Source organism: Polaribacter sp. 2405UD43-2 (assembly GCF_058147125.1).
In genome coordinates this window covers 189678-205012 of sequence record NZ_JBYVJX010000003.1, presented here as the reverse complement: position 1 = coordinate 205012, position 15335 = coordinate 189678, and the positions used below count along the sequence as shown (strand labels likewise).

The following is a 15335-nucleotide window of genomic DNA, read 5'->3' as shown; positions in this document are numbered from 1 at the left end:
ATTGTGGTTTATATTTCAATTACTTATGAGTTGAATTGAGAACCAAAAACTAAAGCTTTATGTACAAAAATTGAATATTAATCTTAAATTTAAACTTTATGAAAAAGAAAAAAACAAATTATTTAACTTTCTAAAGGCTGGAATTCTATTCTTTGGAATGTCAGTATTATTCTGGAATTGCGAAAAAGATGAACTAATAATTGAACAAAAAAGCCAAAAGGAAACTTCTAAAATTATTAATTCTGTTAAAAAATGGTTCGAAGAAAACCCAAAACTAAATGATTTTAAAATACTCAACTATGCAAAACCTTTAGATTGGGATAAAGCATTTGTTACTTTTAATCAAGGCAACTATGCTGTTGAATTACCTATTTCTTTACAAGGTAGTTTTAGTGTTGCTTTTAAAACAAAAAAAAGAAAAGACACAAAAACACACTCAAAAAATAGGAATGATTTCAGTAGACTACTATTTTTTCCTTCAAATAATGAAAAGGGAACATTTAAAAGCTATTTAGCAAACTTTCATATGAATAATAAAACTTTTAATTCAGAGAATATTTCCTCTAAAATTAATTATTTTAAAGTAGATGATAGTTTTAAAGGATATATAAACATTCTGAATGTTAAAAATGAAATTGTAGAATTTAAAAAACTTCCAAATCATAATAAAAACAATACAATTTTAGCTAAAAATACTGGTTATGAAATCGTTTGTGTATATTTTGGCTGGTGGTATGAAAATGGCCATTTTGAAGCATTGTATTTAGTTGGTTGTGAAATTAAAGGACCTAATGAAGGAAATAATCCTGTTAATTATGGTGGCGGAGGTAGTGGAAATGGAGGAGGTGGAGGAGGAAACAACTCTACAACTCCCGTAAAAATTATAAATGAGCTTAAAGAAAAAGCTGATTGTGTGTATAAAAAACTGGAAAAATTAAGCACTGGTTTTAAAAATGCTATTAAAAAGTTTGATGGGGATTTTCCAATAAGTCATTTAATTCTTATAATGGAAGATTTAGGAAGTAAAAGAGGGGAAACTAGAGCTCCCGATGGAGCAGGTAGTTCTCCAGATTATGTAATTACAATAGCTATAAATAATAATAAAACTTCAAGTGGTGTAAATTATAGACCAAATTTACTTATTGCGAAAACTATTGCTCATGAAGTAATTCATGCTGAAATGTTTAGAAAATTATTATCTGTACTTGACAATGGAGGAAATATAGCAGGTGTTACTAGACAAAACGTTTTAGATGCTTTGGAAGGGGACTTTCCTGGAATGTACGATTATTATAGACGTCACAAAAATTGGCAACATCAACAAATGGCAACACATTATAGAGAAACTATTGCCGATATTTTGCAAGTATTTGACAACAACCAACACTCTCGCCAATTTTATATGGATATTGCTTGGGAAGGATTAGATAAAAAAAGTATTATTGGATGGCAAGATGGTGTTTCTGATGATGAGAAAATCAGAATAAGAAAAGTAATTTCTGATTATATAGAAGCTAATAAAAATCAAAATTGTAACTAATGAAAAACATTATTTCTTTCTTTATTTATTTTATTTTTTTAAATTTTTATAGTCAAGAAAAAAAAGAAGAAATCTATTTATTTTTTAATAATAGTAATAACAAAAAATGTAAAATAGAAGTTGAATACTCTCATGATAATGATAGTAAATTGGATGGTTATACTATGGTTAAAAAATATCGAAAAGAACATAAAAAGGATAAGATTATTTTTTACATTTGCGACGAAAAACTTTTCTTCAACCCTAAAGAACAAAAAAGAGACACCTGTAGTATAAACTCTTTAAAAAAGTTAAATATTAAAAGTATAGACTATGTAAAAGAGAAATACCAAAAAGGTAATGATTTAAAATATCATTTATTTAAACAAATTAATATTGTAGAAAAAATTTCAGAAGATAAAATTGTAAAATATTTTGATGTATATTGGTGCTGTGAATGGGTTTCAGAGGATTAAAAATACAAACCACAACCACGTATATAAAAAATAGCAGTTAAGAGCTAAATTAAAGTTTAGTTCTTTTCTGCTATTTTTGTTTCTAAATTAAAAGTTATAGTATTTTAAAACGCTACTAACCATACAGTACAACGTTTCCAAAGCAAGCGATAGACAAGCAATAGCAGATATAATATTAAATGAACAAAATGGAAATAACGATGCTCAAGGAACAAAATGTAATTAAGCTTTTATCAACAGTAATCTTTTTCTATTTATCCACTAATCTTTATTGCCAAACAGAAATTATTGGAAGATATAGTAGTTTAATGCCCTACCAAGAGCATTACAACTACTTTGATTTTAATAAAAATGGAATATTTGAATATCATTCAGGTGCAAGCTTAGGAGATGATGAGTATGGCAAAGGTCTGTACACAATTATTAATGACAGTTTAATTTTAAATTATAATTTGACAGAATTAAAAGAAAATAATTTTCATAGATATAAAGTCTATCATAATAATTCAGATTCCATAAAAATAAAAATGAAAATATTTAACTTAAGTAAAAAACCTCTTTCTAATGTTTCTGTATTTAGTATGAAAGGACAGAAAGGAATAATTTCAGATAAAGACGGAGTAGCTGTTTTAAAATTCAAAAAAAGAAAAGGAAGTAGAAAAATAGAAGTATCCAAATTATCCTATTTTAATTATTTATTTTTAATTAATACAGAACAAAATTATGAAATTCAAATATTTTTACAAGATGGGAATTTTTTACCAAAAGCGATAAAAAATCAAATTATAAAATACAAAATAATTGAATATAAAAATGATTATATAAAACTTAAAAGCAACAGTAGAATTATAAAATTAGTTAAACAATCTGAATAAAATACAAACTAAAGGCTATATTAAAAAGCTAGATAAAGGTAAAGACACAATTAAAATAAATAATATGGCATTTCAATAAACGAAAATCTAATCAATACAGGAGTTTGATAACAATAGACTTCCTCGTTCAACTTATGAAGCTGTTGCTTGGGTAGGATTAGGTATACTTGAAGACAATCAAACTACTGTAGCTTGGGACAATTTAACTTCTAATGAGAAACAAGTTATTGAAGCATTAATAAATCAAAACTTCTTAAATGGACCTTCAAATTGTAATTAATTATGAGAAATTTATTTTTAACTTTATTAATGGCATTTAGTATCTTATCTCACTCTCAAGAAAAAGAAAGTGATTATTTTGTTATTGATCATAATAAGTTTTTGAAACCAATTAAATATCTTTTATTTAATTCAAAAAAAAATCAAAAAAAAGTTAACAAAACACATACATTCTTTTATATACAAGGACAAAGATTTCAATTTATTAAAAAAAAACATAGAATAGATACTTGTAGTTATAAGTATTTTAAAAAAATAAAGTTCTCTCAAGCGAATGAATTAACTCAAAAAGAGTTTGAATTTTATAAAAAAACTATTCGAGAAATTAAAGATTGGAAAAAAAAAGCAATAAAGGCTATGCCTGTGAATAAGCTACATACTTATTTTAAAACTTTTGTAATTGAAAAGTATGAGAAAAATAAAATCCTAAAGTATGAGGTCGATTGGGATTATTCTGGAACAAGAGGATTAAGGGTGGAATAAAAAATACAAACCACAACATTCTTTATAGTTAATAGCTACAAAGAGCTAGCTTTAAGGTTAGCTCTTTTTTATAAAGTTTATTACTTACTGAAAGTTATAGCATTTTAAAACGCTACTAACCATACAGTACAACGTTTCCAACGCAAGTCATAGACAAGCAATAGCAGATATAATATTAAATAAACAAAATGGAAATAACGATGGAAAAGGAACAAAATGTAATTAGGTTTTTATTATTAGTTTTTTTGATGTGCTTCTTTAATGTATGTGCTCAAAAAAAAATTATTGGAAAGTATTCTTTTGTTGATGGTACAGGATATTTTTTTGAGAACTACTCTTTTGATAAATCAGGATTATTTAATCACAATAAAGGTGGTGATTTAGGGATTTCATCTTTTGGAAAAGGACATTATCTAATAAGAAAAAATGTCTTGATTTTAAATTATGATTTAACAAAATTAAAGACGAATGATTATCATAAGTTTAAGCACTATTTAAATAACAAAGATTCAGTTAAAGTAAAAATAAATATCTATGACTTAGATAAAAAACCACTTTATGATACTACTGTATCTATTTTTTCAAAAAAAATATTAAAAAGGTCTAATAAAGACGGGATAGTTGAATTTTATTTAAAGAAAGAAAAACAACAACTAGAATTTAATATCAGTAATATTGGTTTTGGTTATGATTTTTCTATTTGGAAAAATAAAAATTATGAGATTGATGTATATCTAAATTTAGATAATTATGGTACAGCTATAAAAAATCAAATTATAAAATATAAAATAGTTGAACAAACCGATGATTATATAAAGCTTAAGAACGATAGAGGAGAGGTTATAAAATTAGTTAAACAATCTGAATAAAATACAAACTAAAGACTATATTAAAAAGCTAGATAAAGGTAAAGACACAATTAAAATAAATAATATGGCATTTCAATAAACGAAAATCTAATGAATACATTATCTTCTATTGAAATGCTATATTAGTTCATAAAATTACTCATGCCTTTTTAGGGAAGCATTATAATGATTTTAATTCAAGTTTCACTGAAATGTATAAAAAATACATTAATGATACGGGTATAGGAAATTATAGCCACGATATAATGAGAGACCAATTTATTAATAGAATGGCTACTGCTCTAAGAAATTATGATGGTTCAATATTTTCAAGTTTAAATGACTATAAAATTTTAGCTTCACAAGGAGTTTTTGAATTAACGAAAGACCAAAAAGATGATTTGCTTGCAGTTAAATTAATATCTAGAAATAATGATACAAATTGTGATTAAAAAATATAAATATTTAATAGGAATATTTATAATTATTTTTATTACCGTAATAGCAATATGGCAATATTATAAAAAAGAAAATATTTATCTTTTGTATAATAGTGAAGTTTCTGACTGCAAATATGTCGCAGAACATAGGAAAAACAAATACACTTTATGTTATAGTGGAATGTATCTATTCGAGAAAAACGACAAAAAACCGATTGTTTTGATAGATAATTTAAAAAATATAAAATTGACCTCTAAAAAAAAGTTTATTAAATGTTTTAATAACAAGAACATAAATATTTTTTTAGTTATTAAAAAAGGAAAAAAATATAAAATTTTACCTGTTAAAGCATTTCAAATTTTGAGTTAATAAAATACAAACCTATCAGGCTTAACTAAAAACTTTTGTAAATAATGAAAAATATATTTTTAATCATATTATTTCTTCCATTCATTTGTTTTTCACAAAAGGCAAAAGATACTTTATTTATAAAGTTAGATGGTAAATATTAAAAAAAAGGATTTGACTACCAAGAGAAAGAACATATTTTTGTTTTTAAAAACAATGATAAAAAAGAAAACTTCACTTCTCTATCTATTACAGACACTTTATATAATTTAAAGCAACAAAAACATATTGTATGAATACAATAATAAAAAAATCTGGAGCCTATTATGGAAATGGAAAAGTTAGAGATTATGATTTGGCTGTATATTTAAATAAGTATATTTTATTTATAATTGAAAAAAAATATTTTATTAAAACAGTTGCAATTACCGAAATAGAATGATATACAAACCACAACAAAGTATGTAAAAAAATAACAGTTAAGAGCTAAATTAAGCTTAGTTCTTAACTGCTATTTTTGTTTCTAAATTAAAAGTTATAGCATTTTAAAACGCTACTAACCATACAGTACAACGTTTCCAAAGCAAGCAATAGACAAGCAATAGCAGATATAATATTAAATGAACAAAATGGAAATAACGATGCTCAAGGAACAAAATGTAATTAAGCTTTTATCAACAGTAATCTTTTTCTATTTATCCACTAATCTTTATTGCCAAACAGAAATTATTGGAAGATATAGTAGTTTAATGCTCTACCAAGAGCATTACAACTACTTTGATTTTAATAAAAATGGAATATTTGAATATCATTCAGGTGCAAGCTTAGGAGATGATGAGTATGGCAAAGGTCTGTACACAATTATTAATGACAGTTTAATTTTAAATTATAATTTGACAGAATTAAAAGAAAATAATTTTCATAGATATAAAGTCTATCATAATAATTCAGATTCCATAAAAATAAAAATGAAAATATTTAACTTAAGTAAAAAACCTCTTTCTAATGTTTCTGTATTTAGTATGAAAGGACAGAAAGGAATAATTTCAGATAAATACGGAGTAGCTGTTTTAAAATTCAAAAAAAGAAAAGGAAGTAGAAAAATAGAAGTATCCAAATTATCCTATTTTAATTATTTATTTTTAATTAATACAGAACAAAATTATGAAATTCAAATATTTTTACAAGATGGGAATTTTTTACCAAAAGCGATAAAAAATCAAATTATAAAATACAAAATAATTGAATATAAAAATGATTATATAAAACTTAAAAGCAACAGTAGAATTATAAAATTAGTTAAACAATCTGAATAAAACACAAACTAAAGACTATATTAAAAAAGAACAGTAAAGGATAAGAAAAGTGATATCCAATTTTAATAAAATCAAAAAGATGAATGCTGTAAATAAAATTATAATGATTTTGATAATATTTAATTCTCTTTTTTGTTTTTCTCAAAAGATAGATAAATATTTCTTACTTAATCAAGAAAGTACAGATTATAAATATACAATAAAAGATAAGTTGATTTCATTTAACAGCATAAATAAAGAAAAAACAAAAAAGCTAGATTGTATTACATTTAAAATTCTAGATAGAAACAAAATCAATAAATGCAAATTTAAAAACTTGAATTTTGTAAACTATGATTAGATTTTAAAGAATAAAAAATTTAATTATGAAGAAATTGGTGTGAAAGTTATTGAATTAAACAACTTTGAAAATTTAAAATTTATTTTGAAAGAAATAGATGAATATTATGAGTACAAAGTTATTAGGAAAGTTTATGCTCGATAATAATACAAACCACAACATTCTGTATATTTAATGGCTACAAAGAGCTAGCTTTAAGGTTAGCTCTTTTTTAAAGTTTATTGCTTAACTGAAAGTTATTGCATTTTAAAACGCAAAGAAATCATTCACAAAAAACCTTAGCTAACTACTCAAACAACTCCTCAGAATCAATATCTAAAGAAGCAATAAATTCTGCGCTTTTTACAATGTCATTATGTAAAACTCTGTCTTCTTCTACAATTGTAACATCTTGTCTCAACAAACCAACAATACTTTCTAAAAACGGAGAACTTTTTCCGTTTCCAAAACTTAAAGCTTGTGAGGCTGTAAATAATTCTATGGCTAAAATATTTTGTAAATTATCTACTACTTTTTTACATTTTGTAGCGGCATTTGCGCCCATAGAAACGTGGTCTTCTTGTCCGTTACTAGACTCTATCGAATCTACACTTGCAGGCGTTGCATATTGTTTATTCTGACTTACAATACTCGCGGCTGTATATTGCGGAATCATAAAACCTGAATTTAAACCTGGGTTTGCCACTAAAAAAGGAGGTAAATGTCTATGACCAGAAACTAATTGATAGATTCTACGCTCAGAAATATTTCCTAATTCTGATAACGCAATTGCTAAAAAATCTAGTCCTAATGCTAATGGTTGGCCATGAAAATTTCCTCCAGAAATAATTTCATCTTCATCAACAAAAATATTAGGATTGTCTGTTACCGAATTTATTTCTGTTAAAAATGTCTTAGTTACAAACCTAATGGTGTCTTTACTTGCTCCATGTACTTGCGGCATACACCTAAAAGAATATGGATCTTGAACGTGTTGTTTTTCTTGCGAAATTAACTCACTTTCTTGTAAAAAATCTTTTATTCTTTGTGCTGTTTTTATTTGCCCAGTATGAGGTCTAGCAAAATGAATCAACTCGTTAAAAGGTTCTATTCTGCCGTCAAAACCTTCTAAAGAAATGGTGCCAATTAAATCTGCTAAATAAGATAATTTGTGAGATTTTAATAAACAATGAATTCCGTAGGCAGCCATAAATTGCGTTCCGTTTAACAAAGCTAAACCTTCTTTAGATTGTAAATTTATTTTATTCCAAGAAAACGTTTTTAATAATTTTTCTGATGATATTTTCTCTCCATTATAATACACTTCTCCCAAGCCAATTAAAGGTAAAGATAGATGCGCTAATGGTGATAAATCTCCTGAGGCGCCTAATGAACCTTGGGTGTACACCACAGGAATAATATCATTATTGTAAAAATCGATCAATCTTTTTACGGTGGCTAATTGTACTCCAGAATGTCCGTAACTTAAAGCTTTAATTTTGAATAAAATCATCAATTTTACAATTTCGGAAGGAACTTCATCACCAGTACCACAAGCGTGACTCATAACCAAATTCTCTTGCAATTTTTGTAAATTTTGATCGTTAATTTTTACGTTATATAAGGCTCCAAAACCTGTATTAATACCATAAATTGGTTTCGAAATCGATTTCGTTTTTGCATCTAAATAAGCTCTACATTTTTCTATTCTCTGAATAGAAGTTTCAGATAAAGCTAACTTTTTATCCGAAGAAATTATCTCTTGAATTTGAGATAAATCTAACGGAAGTGCATCTATGTAATGTATGGTATTCATCTTTTTATTTTTGGTTTTCAAAAGTGCAAATTCGTAGTTGCATATCCAAATCATTTTTAACAAATTTTAAATAGTATATAAACTATATTTGCAAAAAATATTTTAAACATATAAAATGAAGAAATTAAGTTTAGCGCTTTTATTATTATTAATTGTGGTTTCTTGTACAAAAAAACCTAAAGATTATGTTACGCTTTCTGGTAAATTAGAAAACAATAAAGATTCTATAATTAGTATTGTTGGTAGAACTGGTGTTTTAAAAACGATAACAATAAATACTGATGGTTCTTTTAAAGATACTTTAAAAGTAGCAGGTGGTAATATTTACACGTTTCAAACAAGTAATACAAAAAGAGCTCCTGTCTATTTAAAAAATGGATTTAATATTTCTATTACAGGAAATGCAGAAGAATTTATGACGAGTTTTAATTATGATGGTAATGGCGCCTCTAATACTAAATTTATTATTGCTCATTTAGAAAAAAATAAAAATTTAGGAAACCCAGCTATAATCCTAGATTTAGAAGAAGAAGCTTTTAAGAAAAAAATAACTTCCATAAAAAAAGGTTTTGATAGTATTTTAAATTCTTATAACGATTTAGATAGTTCTTTGATAAATATGGCTTCTCAGCAAAACCAAAGAATTGTAGATTATTTTCATCAGATGTATGACAAAAATAAATCTATGGGAAAAGGAAAAGTTTCTCCTAAATTCGAAAATTATGTAAATTATAAAGGCGGAAAAAAATCGTTAGATTCTTTTAAAGGAAAATATGTTTATATAGATGTTTGGGCAACTTGGTGTGGCCCTTGTATTCAGCAAATTCCTTATTTGCAGGCTTTAGAAAAAGAATATCATCATAAAAATATAGAATTTGTAAGTATTTCTACAGATGAAGCTAGAAGAAATGGTGGCTCTTGGGAAGCTGCAGAAAAAAAATGGAGAGATTTTGTAAAAGCAAAACAAATGACAGGCGTACAATTATGGTCTGGAGAAGATTATAGTTTTCAGCAAGCATATCAAATTAATGGTATTCCTAGGTTTATTTTAATTGATCCTGAAGGAAAAATTGTAAATGCAAATGCGCCTAGACCTTCTGAACCTAGATTAAAAGAGTTGTTTAATTCTTTGGGTATTTAATTAGAAAAAAGAGTAAAATAAAAGGGAAATCCAAATTTAAGATTTCCCTTTTTTAGTTCTATTCTGAAAAAAATTACTCTTTATAAACGCCCATATCTGCATATTTATCCATTCTGTTGGCAACTAAATCTACATCATTAAAATCTTTTAATTCTTCAAAAGCAGCAACTATTTGCTCTTGTACTGCTTTAAAAGCTCCTTCTCTATCGCAATGAGCGCCACCAACTGGTTCTTTAATAATACCATCTATTAACTTTAATTTCTTCATATCATTACCCGTTAATTTTAATGCTGATGCAGCTTGTTCTTTAAACTCCCAACTTCTCCATAAAATAGAAGAACAAGATTCTGGAGAAATAACGGTGTACCAAGTATTTTCCATCATATAAACTCTATCACCTACACCAATTCCTAAGGCTCCACCAGAAGCTCCTTCACCAATAACTACAGTTATAATAGGCGTTTTTAAACGAGTCATTTCTATAATATTTCTTGCAATGGCTTCTCCTTGTCCACGTTCTTCTGCTTCTAAACCAGGATAAGCACCAGGCGTATCTAATAATGTAACCACAGGAATTCTAAATTTTTCTGCCATTTTCATTAAACGCAATGCTTTTCTGTAACCTTCAGGATTTGCCATACCAAAGTTTCTGTATTGGCGAGTTTTGGTATTGTATCCTTTTTGTTGACCAATAAACATATAAGACTGATTGCCAATTTTACCTAAACCACCAATCATAGCTTTGTCGTCTTTTACATTTCTGTCTCCATGCAATTCCATAAAAGTGTCGCCACAAATTGCTTGAATATAATCTAATGTGTAAGGTCTGTTAGGATGTCTTGAGAGTTGTACTCTTTGCCAAGGTGTTAAGTTTTTGTAGATATCTTTTCTGGCTTTCTCTAGTTTTTTTTCTATTTTTTTACACGTTGCGCTTACATCAACATTACTTTCTTTACCAATAATTTGACATTTATCTAATTGATCTAGAAGCTCTTTAATTGGCATTTCAAAATCTAAATATTCCATTTTGTAACTATTTTGATTTTAGTTGTTTGTAATAACAAACATACTATAAAATTTGACTTTTTTAACAAAAAACACTTACTTTTTTCTAACAGTTTTATTTAATATTTTCTTTTTTATGGTATCTCTATTTTTTATAATTCCGTTTAATAAAACCACAAACAAAACAATAAAAGCACCAAAATAAAAAGTTGGATTCATTTTTTCTTTATCACCAAAAATAAATAAAGCTAAAATAATTGCATAAATAGGCTCTAAATTAACCGTTAACATAACTGTGTATGGAGATAAGTATTTCATCACTTTTATAGATACAATAAATGCATACGCTGTACAAACACTGCTTAAAAGTATTAAATATAACCAATCTGAATTTGATAATACAAATAATGAGGCAGAGAAACCATTTACTAACAATAAATAAAAAGTAATAAAAAGTGCGCCAAATAATAATTGGTATAATGAGATTGTACTGGCATCATATTTCTTAACAAACAAGCCATTTAACACTGCAAAAAGAGATCCTAAAAACGATGCAATTAATGCATAAATAATTCCGAATTTGTATTGAGTTTCGAATTTGAAAATAATATATAAGCCCACAACAACTAGTAATCCTAATATAATTTCTATCGATTTTATGCTTCTTTTAAAAAAAATGGGTTCTATTAATGATGTAAAAAATGCGCCTGTACTCATTGTTACTAAAGCAACTGAAACGTTTGAAACTTTGATTGCCTTGAAGAAAAAAATCCAATGTAAAGCAATTATAATTCCGGTAAATAAAAACTTTAGCAATCCTTTAGCATCTACTTTAAGTGATTTTTTTTTCACCATAAAAAACAATAAGATAAAAACTACTGCCAAAGACATTCTATACCAAACTAAAGGAGTTGCATCTAAAGAAATTAACGCTCCTAAAATAGCAGTAAACCCCCAAATAAAAACAATAAGATGGAGTAATAAATAATTTTTAAACTTATTTTCTAGCATTAAAATATAAGTAAACAGCAATAATACCAAAAACTATATTTGGCATCCAAACGTACAGAAATGAATTAACTCCTGCAACTGCGCCTAAAACTTCAGAAATTTTCATTAAAAAAACATACATAAACATAATACCAACACCAATTGCAAGATTTATTCCTGTACCTCCCCTTCTTTTCTTAAATGCTAAAGCAACTGCTATAATTGTTAATATATAAGATGCAATTGGCAAACTTGTTCTTTTATGAAATTCTACCAAGTATGCATTTAAGTTTTTTACTCCTCTTTTTTTAGATATACTTATAAATTTAAGCAATTCTCCTGATGGCATTTCTTGAGCAAAAGTCGATTTATAGATTAAGTCTTTAGGAGTAAAATTAAAAACAGTATCTATTTTATTTCCAGAAAAAATATGATCTCTTTTTTTATAAAGGAGTCTTTTTTTCCAATTTAGTAATGTAAAAGTAGAATCCTTTTCATTATAAGTAATTCTATTAGAAACTAATTTTGATTTTAATTTAATTCCATCATAAATTTCTGAAGTAAAATCATACCCTGATTTAGTTTCTGTATTAAAATTTTTAATAAAAATATAAGTACTATCTGTTAATTGTAAACTAAAATCATAAACATATTTTAATTCGTGTTTCTGTCTATTATTTTTAATAAATTCTTTTTCAAAGTTTTCGCGAATTTTACTACTACTAGGCACCACAAAATGATTCATCGCCAAAGAAATAATAGTAACTAAAGTGGCTCCTATAAAATAAGGATACAAAAAGCGAGTAAAAGAAACTTTTGCATTGGTTATGGCAATAATTTCTGTGTTGTTAGAAAGTTTGGAAGTAAACAAAATTACAGCAATAAATAACGCCAAAGGCATAAAAGTATTGGTGTAATAAATAATAAAATTTACATAATATTCATTTACAACTTGATAAAAACCAAGGTTAGGATGCTCTAAAAAATTATCAATTTTTTCAGAAACATCTATAGCTATTGCAATAGGAATTAAAATTAATAAGGTAAACACAAAAGTTACCAAATATCGTTTTAATATGTACCAATCTATTATTTTCAAAATTATTTTTCTTGGGTTTGATTTTTGGTTTGTGGCTGTAACTAAAAATTAACAACTAATAACTATAATCGTTTGTCCATTTGTTTTACCATTTTGTCTTTCCATTCTCTAAAATCTCCTGCTAAAATATGTTTTCTAGCTTCACGAGTTAACCAAACATAAAACCCTAAATTATGAATAGAAGCTATTTGCTTGCCCAACATTTCTTTTGCTGCAAATAGATGACGCAAATAAGCTTTAGAATACACTGTATCTACATAAGTAATTCCCATTTCATCAATAGGAGAAAAATCATTTTCCCACTTTTTATTTTTAATGTTGATGGTTCCATGAGCAGTAAATAACATACCGTTTCTGGCATTTCTAGTTGGCATTACACAATCAAACATATCTATACCTAAAGCAATATTTTCTAAAATATTAATTGGCGTTCCTACACCCATTAAATATCTTGGTTTGTCTTCTGGTAAAATTTCTGTAACAACCTCTGTCATTGCATACATTTCTTCTGCTGGCTCACCTACAGAAAGACCACCAATTGCGTTTCCTTGCGCACCTGCATTGGCTATATATTCTGCAGATTGCTTACGCAAATCTTTATAAGTACTTCCTTGAACAATAGGAAAAAATGTTTGTTCATATCCATATTTAAAAGGCAGTTTTTCTAGATGATTTATACATCTGTTTAACCACCTGTGAGTCATATGCATAGAACGTTTTGCGTAGTTATAATCGCAAGGATAAGGTGTACACTCATCAAAAGCCATAATAATATCTGCGCCAATTGTACGTTGAATTTCCATTACATTTTCTGGAGTAAAAAAATGCATAGAACCATCTATATGACTCTTAAACTTTACACCTTCTTCTTTAATTTTTCTGCGTCCAGAAAGAGAATATACTTGATAACCGCCAGAATCTGTTAAGATATTTCTATCCCAATTCATAAACTTATGCAAACCACCTGCTTGTTCTAAAATATCTGTTTGAGGTCTTAAATATAAGTGATAAGTATTTCCTAAAATAATATCAGGATTTACCTCGTTTTTTAACTCTGTTTGATGCACCCCTTTTACAGTACCAACTGTGCCAACAGGCATAAAAATTGGTGTTTCTATTTCTCCATGATCAGTTGTAATAACGCCTGCTCTTGCTTTACTTTTAGGGTCGGTTGTTTTTAAATCGAATTTCATTGCTGGCAAAGATACTACTATTTAAGATTTGAAAAATTAAAAGATTCTTAAAGATTTTGGTTAAAATCTTCGTTTCTTTTTTGATGAAAAACTAGAATTTCTCTTTTTATTTTTTGGTGATGATTTTCGAAAAGAGGCACTTTTTTTATTAAAATTATTTTTTGTTTTTTTAAAACGTTCAGTTGAGCACTTACCTCCTTTAGAGGGATTAAGGGAGGCTTCCTCTGTTTTAGAAGATGAAGAAATCATTTTATTAATTTCTTTCATTTCATCTAAAGTTAACTCTCGCCAATCTCCTTGTTTTAGATTACCAAGTTCAACATTCATAATTCTAGTGCGTTTTAATTTAGTTACATCATAGCCTAAATATTCGCACATTCTACGAATTTGTCTGTTTAATCCTTGTACCAAAATAATTTTAAAAACTTTTTCTGATACTTTTTCTACTTTACATTTTTTGGTAACGGTTCCTAAAATCGGAATTCCATTGCTCATTTTTTTGATAAAAATTTCATCAATTGTCTTATCAACAGAAACCATATATTCTTTTTCGTGATTGTTTCCTGCTCGTAAAATTTTGTTTACTATATCTCCATCATTAGTAAGAAAAATGAGTCCTTCTGATGGTTTGTCTAATCGCCCAATTGGAAATAATCTTTGCGGATGATTTACTTGTTTTACAATGTTATTTGGTTCTCTTGAATCTGTGGTAGAAACAATTCCAACAGGTTTATTTAGAGCTATGTAAAGTGTTTTTGGCTTTTGTTTTAATTGTCTTCCATCCACTTTTACAACATCATTTTTAAAAACTCTGTTGCCCAGTTGTGTCGGTTTTCCGTTTATTGTTACACGTCCTTCAACAATCAATTTTTCTGCTTCTCTACGAGAACAAATTCCTGTAGAACTAATGAATTTATTAAGATTTGTAGATTGTTGATTCTTGTTGTCCAATGAAAAGTATTTACTGCAAAAATAAGTATAAGATTACAATTCTATGGTTCTAAAAGTTAAATTAATTCTGGGCGAATTTACTTTTTTTGGTTGGTGGCAATCTATGCAACCAATTTGTTTGAGTACCTTGTTTCATTACCAATAAACTGCCATTTTTTAGCACTTCCAATTTACACAAAATACTGGACAGTGTCAATTTAAAAAGGTTTTGATTTATAATCAAAACCTTTTTATT

Annotated in this window: 15 protein-coding genes and 1 pseudogene; 9 read left to right on the top strand and 7 right to left on the bottom strand. The window is 26.9% G+C overall.

Features of this window, described 5'->3' with window-relative positions; genetic code table 11:
* Positions 1 to 157: 157 nt before the first annotated feature.
* The 8 genes from ACY2RX_RS06165 (at position 158) to ACY2RX_RS06130 (ending at position 6585) form a co-directional block, all read left to right on the top strand.
* The gene (locus ACY2RX_RS06165; RefSeq protein WP_490103097.1) at positions 158 to 1540 is read left to right on the top strand and encodes a hypothetical protein; all 1383 of its coding nucleotides are present in this window, start codon (positions 158 to 160) and stop codon (positions 1538 to 1540) included.
* Positions 1540 to 1995 carry a hypothetical protein gene (locus tag ACY2RX_RS06160; protein ID WP_490103096.1) on the top strand — a complete coding sequence of 152 codons (456 nt, stop codon included), beginning with the start codon at positions 1540 to 1542 and terminating at the stop codon, positions 1993 to 1995. Before ACY2RX_RS06165 ends, ACY2RX_RS06160 begins: the two co-directional genes overlap by 1 nt.
* A gap of 200 nt (positions 1996 to 2195) precedes the next feature.
* A complete protein-coding gene (locus tag ACY2RX_RS06155) occupies positions 2196 to 2870 on the top strand; it encodes a hypothetical protein (protein ID WP_490103095.1) in 675 nt (224 codons plus the stop codon).
* Between the two features lie 282 nt (positions 2871 to 3152).
* Positions 3153 to 3632, top strand: coding sequence for a hypothetical protein (locus ACY2RX_RS06150; RefSeq protein WP_490103094.1), 480 nt, complete (start codon positions 3153 to 3155; stop codon positions 3630 to 3632).
* Positions 3633 to 3832: 200 nt separating this feature from the next.
* A complete protein-coding gene (locus tag ACY2RX_RS06145; protein ID WP_490103093.1) occupies positions 3833 to 4501 on the top strand; it encodes a hypothetical protein in 669 nt (222 codons plus the stop codon).
* Positions 4502 to 4692: 191 nt separating this feature from the next.
* Positions 4693 to 4932: a hypothetical protein gene (locus tag ACY2RX_RS06140; protein WP_490103092.1), complete on the top strand. Its 240-nt coding sequence runs from the start codon at positions 4693 to 4695 to the stop codon at positions 4930 to 4932.
* A gap of 629 nt (positions 4933 to 5561) precedes the next feature.
* Complete coding sequence (locus ACY2RX_RS06135; protein WP_490103091.1) at positions 5562 to 5711, top strand: hypothetical protein; 150 nt, start codon at positions 5562 to 5564, stop codon at positions 5709 to 5711.
* A 199-nt stretch (positions 5712 to 5910) separates the two neighbouring features.
* Positions 5911 to 6585: a hypothetical protein gene (locus ACY2RX_RS06130; RefSeq protein ID WP_490103090.1), complete on the top strand. Its 675-nt coding sequence runs from the start codon at positions 5911 to 5913 to the stop codon at positions 6583 to 6585.
* Positions 6586 to 7211: 626 nt separating this feature from the next.
* Here the strand turns inward: ACY2RX_RS06130 and hutH are convergent.
* Positions 7212 to 8720 (bottom strand): histidine ammonia-lyase, encoded by a 1509-nt coding sequence (gene hutH, locus ACY2RX_RS06125; protein ID WP_490103089.1) that lies wholly within the window; start codon positions 8718 to 8720, stop codon positions 7212 to 7214.
* 115 nt (positions 8721 to 8835) lie between these two features.
* Here hutH and ACY2RX_RS06120 point away from each other — a divergent pair, with 115 nt between their 5' ends.
* The gene (locus ACY2RX_RS06120; RefSeq protein WP_490103088.1) at positions 8836 to 9861 is read left to right on the top strand and encodes a TlpA family protein disulfide reductase; all 1026 of its coding nucleotides are present in this window, start codon (positions 8836 to 8838) and stop codon (positions 9859 to 9861) included.
* A gap of 73 nt (positions 9862 to 9934) precedes the next feature.
* On the opposite strand, the gene ACY2RX_RS06115 is transcribed toward ACY2RX_RS06120, so the two are convergent.
* The 6 genes and pseudogenes from ACY2RX_RS06115 to ACY2RX_RS06090 all read right to left on the bottom strand — a co-directional run.
* The gene (locus tag ACY2RX_RS06115; RefSeq protein WP_490103087.1) at positions 9935 to 10888 is read right to left on the bottom strand and encodes an acetyl-CoA carboxylase carboxyltransferase subunit alpha; all 954 of its coding nucleotides are present in this window, start codon (positions 10886 to 10888) and stop codon (positions 9935 to 9937) included.
* Between the two features lie 75 nt (positions 10889 to 10963).
* Entirely contained in the window at positions 10964 to 11878 is a 915-nt protein-coding gene (locus ACY2RX_RS06110) for a DMT family transporter (protein WP_490103086.1), read from the bottom strand.
* The gene (locus ACY2RX_RS06105; RefSeq protein ID WP_490103085.1) at positions 11865 to 12956 is read right to left on the bottom strand and encodes an LptF/LptG family permease; all 1092 of its coding nucleotides are present in this window, start codon (positions 12954 to 12956) and stop codon (positions 11865 to 11867) included. The genes ACY2RX_RS06110 and ACY2RX_RS06105 overlap by 14 nt, the downstream gene beginning before the upstream one ends.
* A 62-nt stretch (positions 12957 to 13018) precedes the next feature.
* Complete coding sequence (gene tgt, locus ACY2RX_RS06100; protein ID WP_490103084.1) at positions 13019 to 14149, bottom strand: tRNA guanosine(34) transglycosylase Tgt; 1131 nt, start codon at positions 14147 to 14149, stop codon at positions 13019 to 13021.
* A 60-nt stretch (positions 14150 to 14209) separates the two neighbouring features.
* Positions 14210 to 15100: a 23S rRNA pseudouridine(2604) synthase RluF gene (gene rluF / locus ACY2RX_RS06095; protein ID WP_490103083.1), complete on the bottom strand. Its 891-nt coding sequence runs from the start codon at positions 15098 to 15100 to the stop codon at positions 14210 to 14212.
* Positions 15101 to 15133: 33 nt separating this feature from the next.
* Positions 15134 to 15263 (bottom strand): annotated as a pseudogene (locus ACY2RX_RS06090) (alpha-ketoglutarate-dependent dioxygenase AlkB); the annotation flags it as partial.
* Positions 15264 to 15335: the final 72 nt, after the last annotated feature.

Excerpts from the sequence above, each read along its gene's own strand:
- hutH (WP_490103089.1), bottom strand. The coding sequence starts at position 8,720 with ATGAATACCATACATTACATAGATGCACTTCCGTTAGATTTATCTCAA.
- tgt (WP_490103084.1), bottom strand. The coding sequence starts at position 14,149 with ATGAAATTCGATTTAAAAACAACCGACCCTAAAAGTAAAGCAAGAGCA.
- ACY2RX_RS06160 (WP_490103096.1), top strand. The coding sequence starts at position 1,540 with ATGAAAAACATTATTTCTTTCTTTATTTATTTTATTTTTTTAAATTTT.
- ACY2RX_RS06155 (WP_490103095.1), top strand. The coding sequence starts at position 2,196 with ATGCTCAAGGAACAAAATGTAATTAAGCTTTTATCAACAGTAATCTTT.
- ACY2RX_RS06165 (WP_490103097.1), top strand. The coding sequence starts at position 158 with ATGTCAGTATTATTCTGGAATTGCGAAAAAGATGAACTAATAATTGAA.
- ACY2RX_RS06120 (WP_490103088.1), top strand. The coding sequence starts at position 8,836 with ATGAAGAAATTAAGTTTAGCGCTTTTATTATTATTAATTGTGGTTTCT.
- ACY2RX_RS06115 (WP_490103087.1), bottom strand. The coding sequence starts at position 10,888 with ATGGAATATTTAGATTTTGAAATGCCAATTAAAGAGCTTCTAGATCAA.
- ACY2RX_RS06145 (WP_490103093.1), top strand. The coding sequence starts at position 3,833 with ATGGAAAAGGAACAAAATGTAATTAGGTTTTTATTATTAGTTTTTTTG.
- ACY2RX_RS06150 (WP_490103094.1), top strand. The coding sequence starts at position 3,153 with ATGAGAAATTTATTTTTAACTTTATTAATGGCATTTAGTATCTTATCT.
- ACY2RX_RS06140 (WP_490103092.1), top strand. The coding sequence starts at position 4,693 with ATGTATAAAAAATACATTAATGATACGGGTATAGGAAATTATAGCCAC.
- ACY2RX_RS06110 (WP_490103086.1), bottom strand. The coding sequence starts at position 11,878 with ATGCTAGAAAATAAGTTTAAAAATTATTTATTACTCCATCTTATTGTT.
- ACY2RX_RS06135 (WP_490103091.1), top strand. The coding sequence starts at position 5,562 with ATGAATACAATAATAAAAAAATCTGGAGCCTATTATGGAAATGGAAAA.
- ACY2RX_RS06130 (WP_490103090.1), top strand. The coding sequence starts at position 5,911 with ATGCTCAAGGAACAAAATGTAATTAAGCTTTTATCAACAGTAATCTTT.